Origin of the sequence: Myxococcus sp. MxC21-1 (assembly GCF_032612255.1) — a bacterium.
In the GTDB taxonomy this organism is placed as follows: domain Bacteria; phylum Myxococcota; class Myxococcia; order Myxococcales; family Myxococcaceae; genus Myxococcus; species Myxococcus virescens.
Genome location: NZ_CP123278.1, coordinates 7,799,502 through 7,813,405 on the forward strand (window position 1 = coordinate 7,799,502; position 13,904 = coordinate 7,813,405).

Here is a 13,904-nt window from a genome sequence, read left to right on the forward strand (position 1 = left end):
CACGCGGCAACCGGGCCCTCCCCAGGATTCCCCCCTGCTGGGCGCCAGGCGCGTTGGCAGGCGGACATCGAAGGGAGGGATGACACGCGGCGTTGGTGTGGTAGACGACAGCGCCATGCCCTCGCAGCCGTCCAAGGAACTTCAGACCTTCCCCAACCCCGCCGCCGATCGCGACTACGAAATCGTGTTCGACGTCCCGGAGTTCACCTGTCTCTGCCCGCTCACCGGTCAGCCGGACTTCGCACGTTTCAAGATCAGCTACGTGCCGGACCAGAGCTGCATCGAGCTGAAGAGCCTCAAGCTCTACATGTGGGCGTACCGCAATGAGGGGGCCTTCCACGAGAAGGTCACCAACACCATCGCGGACGACATCATCAAGGCCATCCAGCCGCGCAAGCTCACCGTGGTGGGCGACTTCTTCGTGCGCGGCGGCATCGGCACCATCGTCACCGTCACGCACGACAAGTCCAAGCAGCAGGCCTGAGCCACCCGCCGGCCTCAGCGGGTGAGCTGCTCCACCAGCGGCGCCCACTGGGCCTGGGTGAAGTAGAGCCCGGTGCCCGCCGCCGTCATCAACGCGATGGCGGCGGCCAGGGCCCACCGCAGCTTCCCGCCCTGGCGGGAGCGCCCCGTGTCGAACACCTCCACCGCGGCGTCCAGCTCGTGCGGCCGCATGAGCTGCTGGGCCTCCGTCTCCGTCAGCTTCTGACGGTGGCGCAGGAAGGCCACCAGCAGCGCCGCGTGGGACACCTGCACCTCCTGCGCGAGGAAGACGTCCAGTTCACGGCGCATGGCGGCGGCGTCCGGGAAGCGGTCCTCCGGCTTCACCTCCATGGCGCGCTGGATGATGCGCACCAGCGGCGCGGGGACGTTGGGCGCCACCTTGGAGAGCGGCGTGTACTTGCCGTCGCGAATCTTCGCGAAGACCTCGCCCGCCGTCTTGCCGTGGAAGGGGCGCGCGCCGGAGAGGGCTTCGTAGAGCAGCACGCCGAGCGAGAAGATGTCGGTGCGGCCATCCACCGGCACGCCCGTCACCTGCTCCGGGGACATGTACGAAGGCGTTCCCACCGCCATGCCCTGCTGGGTGAGCGCCTCCATGCCCACGTCCTTGGCGATGCCGAAGTCCATCAGCTTCACCTCGCCGGATTTGGTGAGCATGACGTTGGCGGGCTTGAGGTCGCGGTGGATGATGTGGCGGAAGTGCGCGTGGTCCAGCGCGCTGGCGATGCGCGCGGCGATGACGCCGGTGACGTCCGCTGGCAGCGGGCCTTCCTTGATGAGCGTGTGGAGGGTGGGCCCGTCCACCAGCTCCATCACCATGAAGAGGCTCTCACCCTTCTCCACCATGTCGTAGAGCGTCACGATGTTCTGGTGACGGAAGGCCGCGAGCGCGAGCGCCTCGCGCCGGAAACGCGACAACGTCTCCCTGTCGCGCTGGCCATCCGGGAGCAGCTCCTTGATGGCGACTTCGCGCTGCAGCATCTCGTGCAGGCCTCGGTACACCAGGGCCATGCCACCACGTCCCAGCTCTCCGAGTACGCGGTAGGCACCAATCTTCCGATGACGAACGGGCTTCGCAGCAGGGGGCACGGCGCGCAGGCTATCGAAGCAATCGCACAGCGTCGATGGGGGGAATGTGGCCGCGCGCCGCCGAGCCGGGTCCGAGCATTCATGTCCTGGCCCCGCACGATGAAAGCCCGTCTCCTCCTCCCCGTTCTCGCGCTCTTCACCTTCAGTGGCTGCTTCCACCATCACCACTACGACTCGCGTCCGCCCAAGTCGAAGAAGTCCAAGCGGAGCAGCAAGCACTGCCACCCGAGCCAGTACTGGGACGGCACCGAGTGCAAGCACAAGGGCAAGGGCAAGGGCGCGCGGAAGCACGACGGGCGCTGAGTGCTCGCGGCGGGACGGCCCCCATGTCACGGTGAGGCTGTCCCGTCGAGACGCTGGGAACGGTAGGGTGGAAGGCGCTCATGCGCGCCGAAGCCTCACCGCCGCCGTTGACCGCTCCTGGCGTCCGCCTTCCCCTCAACGAGGTCCGTGAGGAGCGCTTCACCCTGCTCGACGGCGGGACGGAGGCGTACCCGCGGATGCTGGAGGCCATTGCCTCCGCGCAGGTGCGGATGCACCTGGAGGTCTACACCTTCGAGCGGGATGGCATTGGCGCGAGGTTCCTCGAAGCGCTGGTGGCCGCGGCGCACCGGGGCGTCGCGGTGAAGGTGGTGGTGGACGGCTGGGGCAGCATTGGCGCCAGCCGGCACCTCACGCAGACGCTGGAGGCCGCGGGGGCGAAGGTGCGCGTGTACAACCCGCTCACCTCGCTGTGCACCGGCCGCTCCTGGCGCAACCACCGGAAGATTCTCCTCGTCGATGACTCGGTGGCGTTCCTGGGAGGCATCAACATCGGGGACGCGTACGCGGCGAATGGGGGCCAGCCCGGCTGGGCCGACCTGGCGCTGGAGCTGCGAGGTGACATCTGCCGCCAGTTGGGGGCCACGCTGCACGCGGGGGCCTCCGCGCTGGAGTCGGGCGCGGTGCGGCTGTTCCTGTCCGGCTTCGCGGGTGGGCACCGGCTGCGCAAGCGGTACCTCCAGGCGATTGACGGCGCGGAGCACGAGGTGGTGCTGGCGCACGCGTACTTCCTGCCGGACAAGGGCTTCATGCGGGCGCTCAAGCGCGCCTCGCGGCGAGGCGTGGCGGTGCGGCTGATGCTGGCCGGGCGCAGCGACGTGGTGTTCGCGCGCGCGGCGACCATGCGGCTGTACCGCGACTTCCTGCGCGCCGGGGTGAGCATCCACGAGTGGACCGACTCCACGCTGCACGCGAAGGCGGCGCTGGTGGATGGAAGGAAGCTGCTGGTGGGCAGCTTCAATCTGGACCCGCTGTCGCTGGTGAACCTGGAGACGCTGGTGGAGGTGGAGGAGCCCGGCGTGGCGGCGCAGGCGCAGCGGTGGTTCGACAAGCACCTGCGCGGCTCGCGGCGGGTGTACCTGGAGGACTGCGCGCGCTCCGGGCTCCAGCAGTGGCTGCTGGACATCGTGGGGCTGGCCGTCGCCCGCCTCGCGGAGCGCTTCGCCAGCTTCATGGGCCGGCGGCGGAAGCGGTAGCGTGTCCCCCGTGTGTGCGCGGCCCCCATGGCCCTGCACGGGAGGGGACATGCCGCGACGTCCGTGGATGGCGCTGGTGGTCAGTGGCCTGGTCGCCGGTTGCGCGGCGCGGCCGGAGCGCTACGGCTTCGACTCAGCGACCAGCGCGTGCCGGCAGAATCCGGCGGTGTGCGCGCGAATGGCGGGCGAGGAGGCCGTCCTCCCTGGCACCCGGGCCCTGCGGGTGGCGGCCTCCATTGGCACCGCGGGCGACGCGGCGCTGCGACTGCTGAAGGCGGAGGAGCGGGATGCCATTGAAGAGGCCCTGGAAGCCTGCGCCGACGACGCGCGTTCGACCGTGCTTATCGCGATGTTCAACGGGAGGAACCCGACTCCGGACGAATGCCGCTCGGAGGTCACGGTGGACACGCAGGGGCGCCCCATCACACTCGCGATGCAGCTCGGCACCGAGATGCACAAGGTCGCGCTCCCGTGCGCGCACAAATGGCTGAGTGAGATCCGACCGGGAGGCTTTCGCCTCGAACCACGCTATCGCTACAACCCCGATTCAGGCAGCTGGGAACCCATGCGGGAAGCGGACGTGCGCGCACTGCTGAGACATGGGCGGGGCCGTGAATTGAAGGGAACGCTTGTCCCGGACGTCGGCATCCATACCGGGTCGGAGATGCAGGTCCTGGCCATCTACGACTTCAAGTTCCCCTGTGTGACGCCCAACCGCCCCTCGAACTGGCCTCGATACCCCAAAGGACATCCCCACGAGGGGCAGCAACAGGATGCCATGTACCAACGGGCACTGAAGCCGAAGCAAGCCCCCCTCCAAGTCACACCTCGCCTGGGAACCCTGCCATGAACGCGCACCCGCCAAGCCTTCGACTTCATACGCCGGGCGTGTCCACAGGACTCAGTGCGAGCTTCTACCTCCCCTATACCCATTCCGCGGTGGCAACCGCGGTGCTGCAATCCCTGGAGGTCTACCAGCGAACCGTGGGCCCACGTGTCCTGTCCTCATACGAGGGCGAAGATGGAGAATGGCGCCCCCTGGACTCGCAGGGCTGGGCGGAAGTTCATCGTGGGATGCAGGAGGAGCCATGGGCCAACGTCCATCTTTCCGACGCATCCCCGGAGGCGTCCTTCCGCTTTGACTATCTGGGACGTGAGCGCGTCGACGTCCCCTCCGTGAGCGGTCTCGGTGAAGTCAGCGCCGTGTCGTTCTGGCTTCCAACCGAGTATCTGGAACGGCACGGTCCACGGCAGACCCGGGAGCTGCTGATGGCGCTTGCCGCCCCCCTCCCCTTTTCCTCGGGCAACGCGGGCCTGGCCTTCAACGGCGCCCTCGACGTAGCGGCCAACATCCGGCAAGTGCGTCGCGACTGCCTTCGCTATCCGGGACTGGATGTCCTCAGGCTCGGCATGACGTCCCTTCACATTGGCACGCGCGTTCGAGCCCCCTCCTGGCTGACATTCTTGGGAGCCCCCGTGCTGAGCCAACTCGGAGGGGCCGCCCAACTCCACTCGCGTATCAACGCGCCCAGCACCACCGTGCAGACGATGGAGGCGACAAGCGCCGTTGTCACCCTGGGCGACGGGCCCACGACAGGCGATAGCGAGCACGGCGAGTCACTGTCCGGCTATCGGGAGCTGGCTCGTATCCTGGAACCATGGACACTGTGGGGAGAGGGCAAGTCCATCCTGGGACTCACACCCGAGGCAGCGCGCCGCTGGGAACGCCGCTTCCTCGACTGAGCAACTGATACAGGGCTGTCACGCGCTGAAGCGAGGGGCCAACCTGCCGGTGCGGTTCCCGCTGCGATTACCACCGGAGCCCCGTAGACTCCGGCGAGAACCACCCATGCCTTCTCGCCCCACTCCGCCCGTACTCGCCGCCATTGACGTGGGCACCAACGCCGTCCGTCTGGAGCTGGCGCGGCCAGACGCCGACGGCGCGCTCGAAACCCTGCACCAGGAACGCGACGCCATCCGCCCGGGAGAGGGCGTCTTCGCCACCGGTTCCATGCCGGAGGAGACGGCCGAGCGCCTGCTGGCCACCCTGCGCCGCTACGCCGCCCTCTGCCGCCGCCACAAGGCCCAGGTGCGCGCCGTGGCCACCAGCGCCATGCGTGAGGCCAAGAACAGCGCCGACATCGTCCGCCGCGTGCGCGAGGAGGCCAGCCTCAACCTGGAGGTCGTCAGCGGCAAAGAAGAGGCCCGCCTCATCTGCCTGGGCGTGCTCCACCGCAAGCCGTCCCACACGCGCTCGCTCCTCATCGACATCGGCGGCGGCAGCACCGAAATCGCCACCGCCATGGGCGAGAAGCCCGACAACCTCTGGAGCCTCGCGCTGGGCTCCGTGCGCCTCACCGAGGTCTTCGACGCCTCGCGCACCGTGCCGCCCCGGCAGCTGCGCCTCATGCGCAGCTTCGTCTCGGACGTGCTGCAAAAGACGCTGCCCCCCACGGTGCCCAACGTCCCCCGCGTGGCGCTCGGCTCGTCCGGCACCATCAACGCCGTGGTGTCCTTCGCCGCCGCGGAGAACAGCGGCAACGCCACCGTCCGGCAGCTCACGCAGACGGTGGACACCCTGGCGCAGATGCCTCCCGAGCGCCGCCGCAAGCGCTTCGACCCGCGACGCGCGGACATCATCGTCTCCGGCGCTGTCATCCTGGAGGGCGTGGCCAGGCACCTGGGCGTCGAGTCCGTCAGCGTCGTCAACCGCGGCCTGCGCGACGGCATCCTCGTGGACCTGCTCTACCGGCAGGATGAGCACCGCCAGGACCACAGCCTCGCGGACGCCGCCCTCGCCCTGGGCAAGCGCTTCTACTTCGACGAGAAGCACGCCCGACAGGTCGCCCGGCTGGCACTCACCCTGTTCGACAACCTGGCCGCCCTGCACCAGTTGCCGCTGTCAGTCCGCTCCCACCTGGAGGTCGCCGCCCTCCTCCACGACGTGGGCCACGCCGTCAGCTACGAGCGGCACCACAAGCACACGTACTACCTCATCCGCCACGCCGACCTGCCAGGCCTCGCTGACCGCGAGCGCGAGCTCGTAGCCCGCGTCGCCCGCTACCACCGGCGCAGCCCGCCGGAGCTGACCCACGCCGGCATGGCGGGCCTCAACCCAGCCGAGGCGCGGACGGTGCGCAAGCTGGCCACCTTGCTGCGCGTGGCCAACGCCCTGGACGTCAGCCACCACCAGCCCATCAAGGACTTCAAGGCCACCAACGGCCGCGATGGCGTGGCGCTGCACCTGCACACCCGGCACCCCGTGGACCTGGAGCTGTGGAACGCGGACCGCGAGGTCGTGAACTTCCGCCGCGTCTTCGGCAAGCGGCTCACCTTCCACGTCCACCACGCCTCCAGCGGCCGCTAGCCCCCGCTCCCCCGGCCGCCGGGCAGAAGAGGGGGCGGCGCTCGCTTTGCCCTCATTCGGGGCGATGCCCAGGCTCCAAGTCACGCGGGTCTGCGTCCGCGCAGGCCCTTTTCGTCTTGGGGCCCCGAGGGGGCAGGAGCGCGCGCAATGAAGGCTGTCGTTTTCCATGGGATTGGGGACATCCGGCTCGACGACGTGGAGGAGCCGCGAATCGAAAAGCCGACGGATGCCATCGTCCGCCTGACGGCGAGCGCCATCTGCGGCACGGACCTCCACATGATTCGCGGCACCATGCCGGGCATGAAGCCGGGCACCATCCTGGGCCACGAAGGCGTGGGCATCATCGAAGCGCTGGGCGATGACGTCCGCAACCTCAACATCGGCGACCGGGTGGTCATCCCGTCCACCATCGCCTGTGGCAACTGCTCGTACTGCCGCGCCGGGTACCACGCGCAGTGCAACGACGCCAACCCCAACGGCCCCAGCGCGGGCACGGCCTTCTTCGGCGGTCCCCAGGAGACGGGGCCCTTCCACGGCATGCAGGCGGAGAAGGTGCGGGTGCCCTTCGCGAACGTGGGCCTGGTGCGCATTCCCGAGGGGGTCAGCGACGAGCAGGCCATCCTCATCTCCGACATCTTCCCCACCGGCTACATGGGCGCGGAGCTGGCGGAAATCAAACCCGGTGACACCGTGGCGGTGTTCGGCTGCGGCCCCGTGGGCCTCTTCGCCATCGTCAGCGCGAAGCTGCTGGGCGCCGGACGCGTCTTCGCCATCGACTGCCACGAGGACCGGCTGGACCTGGCGCGGGCCCAGGGCGCCGAGGTCATCAACTTCGAGGAGGAAGACCCGCTCGAGACGCTCAAGCGCCTCACCAACGGCATTGGCGTGGACCGCGCCATCGACGCGGTGGGCGTGGACGCCATGCATCCGCACCACGGCCCCGCGGCGAAGAAGGCCCACCAGGAGAAGGCCGAGTTCAAGCGCGAGGTGAAGGAAGCCGCCCCGAAGACGAATCCCAAGGGTGACAACTGGGTGCCCGGTGACGCGCCCGCGCAGGCCCTGATGTGGGCCGTGGAGGGACTGGCCAAGGCCGGCACCCTGTCCATCATCGGCGTCTACCCGGCGCAGGTGCGCACGTTCCCCATCGGCATGGCGATGAACAAGAACCTCACGATGAAGATGGGCAACTGCAACCACCGCAAGTACATCCCCAAGCTGCTGGAGCTGGTGCGTACCGGCGTGGTGGACCCCACGGCCATCCTGTCCCACGTGGAACCCATGAGCGGCGCGATTGACGCGTACCGCAACTTCGACGTGCGCAAGCCCGGCTGGGTGAAGGTGGAGCTGGAGCCCACGCAGCTCCAGTAGAACTCCGAGGCCCACGCCGCTCACGCGTCCAGCAGCAGGCACGAGTCTCCGAACTCGTGCCCCAGGTAGCCGCGCGCCTCCGCGTGCGCGGCCACCTCCTGGAGCAGCGGAAGCGGCGCGAAGGCCTGAAGCAATGCATGGTGGCTGCTCCCCGGCTCGTGCACGCCGGTGAGCAGCCCGTGCACCAGTCGCGGGACGAAGCCGGGCCCCAATAGCAGGTCCGTCACCTCCTCCCCCGCCACCAGCCAGCCGCCGTGCCGCGCCGCGCGGCCCTCCAGGGCCCGCACCACGGTGGTGCCCACCGCCACCACCCGCCCCCGAAGGCCCGCGTGTGCAGGACGGCCTCCACCGTGGCGGCGGGAATGTCGGAACGCTCGGGCCGAGGCAACGCCGTGTCCAGCGCCGCGTCTCCCGTGGACGACAGCCCCGCCGCGTGAGTGAGCGAGGCCAGCCGCACGCCCTGCTTGCGCAGCGTCAGCAGCACGCTCCAGGAGAGGGGCAGCCCCGCGGAGGGCGCCTCCACGGACCAGGGCCGCGCGCCATACGCCGTCTGCACATGCCACAGCGACAGCGGCGCCTCCATGTACGCGTACTGCACCGGACGCCCGCTCCGGTAGAGCCCGGACCAGAGCGCCGCCCCCGTGTCGTCGAAGGCCACGCGCAACAACCGGGGAGACGGTGGCAGCACCGCCACCACCCGCGCCTTCAGGCCTCCCACCACGAGCCTCGCGCCCACGGCCAGCACCGGCGGCGGTGGCCGGTCCTCCGTGCGCCGTCGCCAGTCCCCCGCGCCGAAGAGCACCCCTGTCCAGGTGCCGTCCGGCTCGCGTGACAACAGGCGCAGCTCGATTCGCTCTCCGGACTCCGTTCGCCCCACCAGGGACGCGGGCAGCGTGGCGGCGTCGTTCACCACCAGCAGGTCCCCGGCGCGCAGCAGCGACGGAAGGTCCGCCACGCGGGTGTCGCGATAGCGGCGGGCGCGCGGCTCCACATGCAGCAGGCGCCCCTCCTCGGGGCGGTCCACGGGCCAGCGCGCGGGCTTCATGCGGCCTCCAGCTTCGCCGCCTCCAGGCGGGCGCCCGAGGGCAGCGACTCCGACCGCCACGCCACCCACTCCACGAGCCGGGCCGCCACCGCCTCCGGGCGGCTCAACTGCGAGTAGTCCCCATCCGGCACCGCGTCGCGGTACATCCGCGTGTCCATCTCCCCGGGGTCCACCGAGACGAAGCGCACGCCCGTGCCCTCCAACTCCGCGGCCCAGACGCGCCCCAGGTGTTCCAGCGCGGCCTTGGACACGCCGTATGCGCCCCAGCGGGGATAGGCGGACACCGCCGCATCCGAGGTGATGTGCATGACCAGCCCCTTGCCTCGCACCGCCATGTTCCCGGCCACCGCCTTGGTGAGGCGGAAGGGGCCCACCACGTTGACCTCCAGCACGCGCTGCAGGTCCTCGCAGGCGGTGTCCAGCAGCAGCGGCAGCGGTGTGGGCCCCAGCGTGCTCGCGTTGTGGACCAGCACGTCCAGCGGGCCCACCAGCGCGGTGGCCGCCCCCACCATCGGGTAGATGGCCTCCTTGTCCCCCACGTCATAGGCCAGCGCGTGCGCCTCCAGCCCCTCCCAGCGCAGCGCCTCCGCGACGGCCTCCATCTCCGCGGCATGACGCGCCACGCCCACCACCCGCGCGCCTCGGCGAGCCAAGCCATTCATCAGCGCCAGCCCCAGTCCCCGACTCGCGCCCGTAATCAGGATGCTCTTGTCGATGCGATTCATTCGTGCGTTCTCCTTGCAACGGGAGATACACGCCGCTCGCCATTGCGTTGGCATGTGGGCCAAGGACTTGGCAGATTGCCAATCCATGAACGACGATGACCTGCCCGGCAGACTGGCCCGCAACATCCGTTCCCTGCGCGAGACGCGAGGCGCCACACAGGCGCAGCTGTCCCGGCTGGCGGGCGTGCCGCGCGCCACCTGGGCCCATCTGGAGTCCGGCGCGGCCAACCCGACACTGTCCGTGCTGCACCGCGTGGCCGCCGCGCTCCAGGTGTCGCTGGAGGAGCTGATTGCGAAGCCCCGCGCCAGTGCCCGGCACTACCCGCGCGCCACCCTGCCCGTCCGGACGCGCGGTGGCGGCATGCTGCGCAAGCTGCTGCCGGACCCGCTGCCTGGCATGGAGTTCGACCGCGTGGAGCTGCCGCCGCAGGTGCGCATCACCGGCGTTCCGCACACCCCCGGCACCCGGGAGTACCTGGCGTGTGAGTCGGGGGAGCTGGTGCTCGTCGCCAGTGGGGAGCGCTTCCACCTCCAGCCCGGGGACGTGGTCGTCTTCCGGGGGGACCAGAAGCACTCGTACGAGAATCCTGGAGCACGGACGGCCGTGGGTTACTCGGTCGTCCTGCTGGCGCCTTCGCTATGAGTTCGCCGGAAGCGCCTGCCCGGGGAGGTACACTGGGGCCCATGGCGCACCTCTCGCGAGTCCTCACCGTCGTCCTGGGCGCCGCGCTCGGCGCGCTGGGGGCCTGGCTGTTGATGAAGCCCGCCTCGCCGTCGCTGCCGGACACGCCGTCCGTCGTGCAGCAGATGCGGGACGTGGCCCGGCTGGAGACGCTGGAGGTCGCGCTCTACAAGAAGGTGACCTTCACGCCGGAGCCCCAGGCCACGGATGCGCTCTGGAAGGACGTGCTGAACTGGGCGCGTTACGCGCTCCAGAATCCGCATGGCCGCGCCATCGTCTTCGCGAACGCGCACCTGGGCTTCGACTTCCAGCGCTTCGACCGCTCTCATCTCCAGGTGACGGGCACGCGCGTCTACGTGGTGCTGCCACCCATGGAGGTGAAGGTGGAGCTGCGTCCCGGGGAAACGGAGATCATCGACTCCAACCTGGACAGCGAGCAGACGGCGCAGTTGCTGGAGAAGGCCCGCCTCGCCTTCGAGCAGGAGGTCCGCTCGAACGGGAAACTCCAGCGGCGGGCGCGGGAGTCAGCGGAGCGTTCACTGCGGGCGCTGCTGCTCACGCTGGGCTACCGCGAGGTGCTGTTCGTGGACCAGTTGCCCGCGGGCACGGCGGGCTGAAACCACCTCACACCGCGGACAGTCCCTCTTCCGTCAGGCGGAAGGTGCCCGGGATTCCATCTGGCGAGGGCACGAGTCGCGCCAGCGCCTCGCACGCGGCGGCATCCGACTCGCGGCAGACGAGCACCAACTCCCGCCGTCCGAGGGCCACGCGCAGGGGGCCCTCTCCGGCGAGCAGTGCCAGCGCCTTGCGCTGCGGAGGCAGGAGCAGCCGCGCGGCGTCGTGGCCGTCCCCTCCGCGACGGCCCAGAGTCCGGAGAAGGCCTCCGCCAACCGGACTTCCCCCTGGTCGACGAGCACGGGCCGCACCGGAGCCAGACGCGAGGCGAGGTTGCGCCAAGCCGCCGCGTCCGCCGACTCCGGCGAGAGTCCCGCGGGGGCCAGTGCGGCTTCGGGCAGGTAGCGCACGAACTCCGCGTCCTCCAGCACGTAGAAGACTTCCAGACCCGCGGGACCGGGCCGGTGCAAGGCGCCCACGGCGCGCGCCGCGAAGTCCGCTGGGCGCAGCACCGGACGCAGCCGCGCTTCCAACGCCGCGACCTCCGCGCTCAGGCCGGAGGACAACCCGCCGAGCCGCGCCGCCAGCGCATCCGCGTAGGCAGTGAGCCCCTGCGTGCCCGGGGTCTCCTGGTAGGCCGCGTACAGCGAGCCCACGTCCACGCGTCCGACACCGCCCGTGGCGAGCTTCACGAGCAGGTCCTTCCCCTGCCGTCGGAACGCCACCCGGGCGCGGCCCAGCGCTGCGGTGAGCGCGGCGGTGAACTCCGGGCGCAGCACCTGCTCCTGGGGAACGGACGGAGGCGGCAGGTCCACAGACTCCAGCTCCTCCTTCAGCAGCCGCGCCTCGGCGTCGAAGGGGTCGCGAGCCAGCGCATCCGCGACATAGGCACGCGCCTTGTCCGCTTCACCGCGCCGCAGGCCCAGCACCGCGAGCACCTTGAGCACCTCCGGGTCTCCTGGCGATTGGGCCAGGACCTCGGTCAGCAGCCGCTCCGCGTCGCCGTGGCGCTCCAGTCCGAGCAGGGCCCGCGCGAGTCCCAGCCGCACAGGCAGGTCGCGTGGGAAGTCCCGCCGCAGGGCCTCCAGCAGGGGCAACGCCTCACGTTCAGCGCCCGCGTTGATGAGAGCGTGCGCCAGGGCCAGGCGCAAGGCGGAGCCGGTGCCACGCTGCGCCTCGGCACGGAGCAGGGCCAGCTCCGCGTCGCTCAGAATCTCACCCGCCTCCACCTTGCGGCGGACGCGCTCCAGGTCCAGGGGGGCACTCACTGGCGGGACTCTAACGACCATCTCGGCGCTGGACGATAGGTTCCCCAAACCATGCGAGCACTCCTGTCACTCTGGCTACTGCTGCTCACGGCACCGTGGGCAGGCTGCGCGTCGGCTCCACAGGCGCCCACTCAACAAGCATGGAACGGCGCCGAGGAGGCGTGCGCCACGCCAGATGAGGACCAGTGCGTCTCGCTCTTGTGCATGGGAGACGCCTGTGGCTTCTACCGGTGTCAGGATCTGGACGGCGCGGTGGAGCTCGCGCGCTTCCCACCGGCTCGCCCGCCCGCGGCGGTCGCGGCTCCCGGCAGAGGCCCCCGGAGGCACTGGGGCGGAGGACAGCACCTGCCTCGGGGCGCCGTCATGGTGTTCCCCAACTGGAAGGGCGCCCCTGAGCGCTTCTTCTCAGCGCCACCTCGACTCACGCCTGGGCGCTGGGAGAAACACCACATCTTCCCGCAGGCAGAGGACCTCGCCCGCTGGTTCGAACGGCAGGGAGTGAAAATCCACGACTACACGATGCCCATTCCACGCCACGTCCATCAGCGGATTCACCGGGGCGGCGAACGCGGAGGCGAGTGGAACAGGGCCTGGCGTGAGTTCAAAGACGCGAACGAGGGTGCGACCCCCACCGAGATTTTCAGACACGCAGGAGAGCTGATTCACCGCTTTGAGCTCATGGGCGGTCCCATCCAGCCCTACTATTCTCGCCCTGGAGCATGAGGACGAATGACGCGTTTCTTCTGGCTGCGCGAAGACTCGACGGTGCAAGCCCACACCAACTGCAGCCTCAACGCCGCGCACAAGTGGGGGCTGCCCGGCCTTGCGGGATGCCCGGGCTGCGGTGAAACCTGGGCCAGTTCAGGACACCAGTATCCCGCCGTTGATTTGTCCGTCCTGCCCGAGCAGAGCGCCTTCTTGAAAGCCAGGCCTGAGCCATTCACCGAGTTCTCACGGCTCCGGGAGCTGGTACGGCCCCTGGCACCGCCAGGTGCCCTGCTTCCTCCGGGGACGACGTTCGGCCCGTTGGTGGGAACCGCCTCCGGGCGGTTCGGTTCCTTCGCATGGCTGGGCAGCAGTCTGCTGCTGATTCGCCACGAAGAACTGGAGCGACTTCGGGAGGAAGGCATCCGCGGGCTGCTCGGCGCGCGAACAGCGCTGCGGTTCCGGCAGAAGGACGCCCCCGAGCTCCTGGAGCTTCAGCTCGACCCACGTGGCCAATTGCACGCGGACTGCATGCCTCCTGACCTGCCCCCTCGGTGCGCCACCTGCGGGCGCCTCGGGTTCCGTCGACCCGACGAGCCCATCCTCGACGCGGCCTCGCTCCCAGTGGACGTGGACCTGTTCCGGGTGGGCAACTTCGCCACGATGATTGTCTGCACCGAGCGGTTCATGGAAACGGTGCGCCGCCTGGAACTGGACGGAGTCTCGTTCCGCGAGCTGCCCACGCGCTGACAGGCGCGTCCTTCAGTGCCTGCTCGGCTGCTGCGGCTCCTGCATCGACATGGGCCGGCCCATGCTGGTCTCGGGCGCCTCGTCCTCGAGCATGCCGCGAATCATCTCGCGCAGCTCACCGGAGTCCTCGTGGCCGTGCGCGGAGACCGCGTGCGCGATGGCCGCCTGGAATACCTCGTCTTCCTCGCCCGAAATCGTCAGCGTGCAGTGGGTGTCACTGGGCGCCTTCCGGCAGTCCATCGTCTTGCGTGACATGGTGGTGTCTCCTCCTC

Annotated in this window: 14 protein-coding genes and 2 pseudogenes; 11 read left to right on the plus strand and 5 right to left on the minus strand. The window is 69.7% G+C overall.

Annotated features, from left to right (window positions below):
• Positions 1-115 precede the first annotated feature (115 nt).
• Positions 116-484: a preQ(1) synthase gene (gene queF, locus QEG98_RS34750; RefSeq protein ID WP_090488789.1), complete on the plus strand. Its 369-nt coding sequence runs from the start codon at positions 116-118 to the stop codon at positions 482-484.
• Between the two features lie 14 nt (positions 485-498).
• Here queF and QEG98_RS34755 read toward each other — a convergent pair whose 3' ends face one another.
• Positions 499-1,512 carry a serine/threonine-protein kinase gene (locus QEG98_RS34755; protein ID WP_020478036.1) on the minus strand — a complete coding sequence of 338 codons (1,014 nt, stop codon included), beginning with the start codon at positions 1,510-1,512 and terminating at the stop codon, positions 499-501.
• A gap of 177 nt (positions 1,513-1,689) precedes the next feature.
• Here QEG98_RS34755 and QEG98_RS34760 point away from each other — a divergent pair, with 177 nt between their 5' ends.
• The 6 genes from QEG98_RS34760 (at position 1,690) to QEG98_RS34785 (ending at position 7,842) form a co-directional block, all read left to right on the plus strand.
• Positions 1,690-1,893: a hypothetical protein gene (locus QEG98_RS34760; RefSeq protein WP_225909537.1), complete on the plus strand. Its 204-nt coding sequence runs from the start codon at positions 1,690-1,692 to the stop codon at positions 1,891-1,893.
• An 80-nt stretch (positions 1,894-1,973) separates the two neighbouring features.
• Entirely contained in the window at positions 1,974-3,107 is a 1,134-nt protein-coding gene (locus QEG98_RS34765; protein ID WP_316564363.1) for a phospholipase D-like domain-containing protein, read from the plus strand.
• 49 nt (positions 3,108-3,156) lie between these two features.
• On the plus strand, positions 3,157-3,957 hold the full coding sequence (locus QEG98_RS34770; protein WP_316564364.1) for a hypothetical protein: 801 nt from the start codon (positions 3,157-3,159) through the stop codon (positions 3,955-3,957).
• Positions 3,954-4,850 carry a type VI immunity family protein gene (locus QEG98_RS34775; protein ID WP_316564365.1) on the plus strand — a complete coding sequence of 299 codons (897 nt, stop codon included), beginning with the start codon at positions 3,954-3,956 and terminating at the stop codon, positions 4,848-4,850. The genes QEG98_RS34770 and QEG98_RS34775 overlap by 4 nt, the downstream gene beginning before the upstream one ends.
• A gap of 106 nt (positions 4,851-4,956) precedes the next feature.
• Entirely contained in the window at positions 4,957-6,474 is a 1,518-nt protein-coding gene (locus QEG98_RS34780) for a Ppx/GppA phosphatase family protein (protein WP_316564366.1), read from the plus strand.
• A gap of 147 nt (positions 6,475-6,621) precedes the next feature.
• Complete coding sequence (locus tag QEG98_RS34785; RefSeq protein WP_316564367.1) at positions 6,622-7,842, plus strand: zinc-dependent alcohol dehydrogenase; 1,221 nt, start codon at positions 6,622-6,624, stop codon at positions 7,840-7,842.
• 20 nt (positions 7,843-7,862) lie between these two features.
• Here QEG98_RS34785 and QEG98_RS34795 read toward each other — a convergent pair.
• Together QEG98_RS34795 and QEG98_RS34800 are read right to left on the minus strand one after the other, a co-directional pair.
• Positions 7,863-8,887, minus strand: a pseudogene (locus QEG98_RS34795) (S-adenosylmethionine:tRNA ribosyltransferase-isomerase).
• Positions 8,884-9,612 carry an SDR family oxidoreductase gene (locus QEG98_RS34800; RefSeq protein ID WP_316564370.1) on the minus strand — a complete coding sequence of 243 codons (729 nt, stop codon included), beginning with the start codon at positions 9,610-9,612 and terminating at the stop codon, positions 8,884-8,886. Before QEG98_RS34800 ends, QEG98_RS34795 begins: the two are co-directional and overlap by 4 nt.
• 85 nt (positions 9,613-9,697) lie before the next feature.
• Here QEG98_RS34800 and QEG98_RS34805 point away from each other — a divergent pair, with 85 nt between their 5' ends.
• Entirely contained in the window at positions 9,698-10,255 is a 558-nt protein-coding gene (locus tag QEG98_RS34805; RefSeq protein WP_316564371.1) for an XRE family transcriptional regulator, read from the plus strand.
• 41 nt (positions 10,256-10,296) lie between these two features.
• A complete protein-coding gene (locus QEG98_RS34810; protein WP_316564372.1) occupies positions 10,297-10,911 on the plus strand; it encodes a DUF4230 domain-containing protein in 615 nt (204 codons plus the stop codon).
• Positions 10,912-10,918: 7 nt separating this feature from the next.
• On the opposite strand, the pseudogene QEG98_RS34815 reads toward QEG98_RS34810, so the two are convergent.
• A pseudogene (locus tag QEG98_RS34815) lies at positions 10,919-12,225 on the minus strand (tetratricopeptide repeat protein).
• 3 nt (positions 12,226-12,228) lie between these two features.
• Between QEG98_RS34815 and QEG98_RS34820 the strand changes: the two are divergent.
• Positions 12,229-12,900 (plus strand): TIGR02269 family lipoprotein, encoded by a 672-nt coding sequence (locus QEG98_RS34820; RefSeq protein ID WP_316564373.1) that lies wholly within the window; start codon positions 12,229-12,231, stop codon positions 12,898-12,900.
• A gap of 6 nt (positions 12,901-12,906) precedes the next feature.
• Positions 12,907-13,632, plus strand: coding sequence for a double-CXXCG motif protein (locus QEG98_RS34825; protein ID WP_316564374.1), 726 nt, complete (start codon positions 12,907-12,909; stop codon positions 13,630-13,632).
• A gap of 12 nt (positions 13,633-13,644) precedes the next feature.
• Here QEG98_RS34825 and QEG98_RS34830 read toward each other — a convergent pair whose 3' ends face one another.
• Positions 13,645-13,887 (minus strand): DUF1059 domain-containing protein, encoded by a 243-nt coding sequence (locus tag QEG98_RS34830; RefSeq protein ID WP_316564375.1) that lies wholly within the window; start codon positions 13,885-13,887, stop codon positions 13,645-13,647.
• Between the last annotated feature and the right edge of the window lie 17 nt (positions 13,888-13,904).

Excerpts from the sequence above, each read along its gene's own strand:
- QEG98_RS34800 (WP_316564370.1), bottom strand. The coding sequence starts at position 9,612 with ATGAATCGCATCGACAAGAGCATCCTGATTACGGGCGCGAGTCGGGGA.
- QEG98_RS34775 (WP_316564365.1), top strand. The coding sequence starts at position 3,954 with ATGAACGCGCACCCGCCAAGCCTTCGACTTCATACGCCGGGCGTGTCC.
- queF (WP_090488789.1), top strand. The coding sequence starts at position 116 with ATGCCCTCGCAGCCGTCCAAGGAACTTCAGACCTTCCCCAACCCCGCC.
- QEG98_RS34820 (WP_316564373.1), top strand. The coding sequence starts at position 12,229 with ATGCGAGCACTCCTGTCACTCTGGCTACTGCTGCTCACGGCACCGTGG.
- QEG98_RS34810 (WP_316564372.1), top strand. The coding sequence starts at position 10,297 with ATGGCGCACCTCTCGCGAGTCCTCACCGTCGTCCTGGGCGCCGCGCTC.
- QEG98_RS34780 (WP_316564366.1), top strand. The coding sequence starts at position 4,957 with ATGCCTTCTCGCCCCACTCCGCCCGTACTCGCCGCCATTGACGTGGGC.
- QEG98_RS34770 (WP_316564364.1), top strand. The coding sequence starts at position 3,157 with ATGCCGCGACGTCCGTGGATGGCGCTGGTGGTCAGTGGCCTGGTCGCC.
- QEG98_RS34805 (WP_316564371.1), top strand. The coding sequence starts at position 9,698 with ATGAACGACGATGACCTGCCCGGCAGACTGGCCCGCAACATCCGTTCC.
- QEG98_RS34765 (WP_316564363.1), top strand. The coding sequence starts at position 1,974 with ATGCGCGCCGAAGCCTCACCGCCGCCGTTGACCGCTCCTGGCGTCCGC.
- QEG98_RS34785 (WP_316564367.1), top strand. The coding sequence starts at position 6,622 with ATGAAGGCTGTCGTTTTCCATGGGATTGGGGACATCCGGCTCGACGAC.
- QEG98_RS34830 (WP_316564375.1), bottom strand. The coding sequence starts at position 13,887 with ATGTCACGCAAGACGATGGACTGCCGGAAGGCGCCCAGTGACACCCAC.
- QEG98_RS34825 (WP_316564374.1), top strand. The coding sequence starts at position 12,907 with ATGACGCGTTTCTTCTGGCTGCGCGAAGACTCGACGGTGCAAGCCCAC.
- QEG98_RS34755 (WP_020478036.1), bottom strand. The coding sequence starts at position 1,512 with ATGGCCCTGGTGTACCGAGGCCTGCACGAGATGCTGCAGCGCGAAGTC.
- QEG98_RS34760 (WP_225909537.1), top strand. The coding sequence starts at position 1,690 with ATGAAAGCCCGTCTCCTCCTCCCCGTTCTCGCGCTCTTCACCTTCAGT.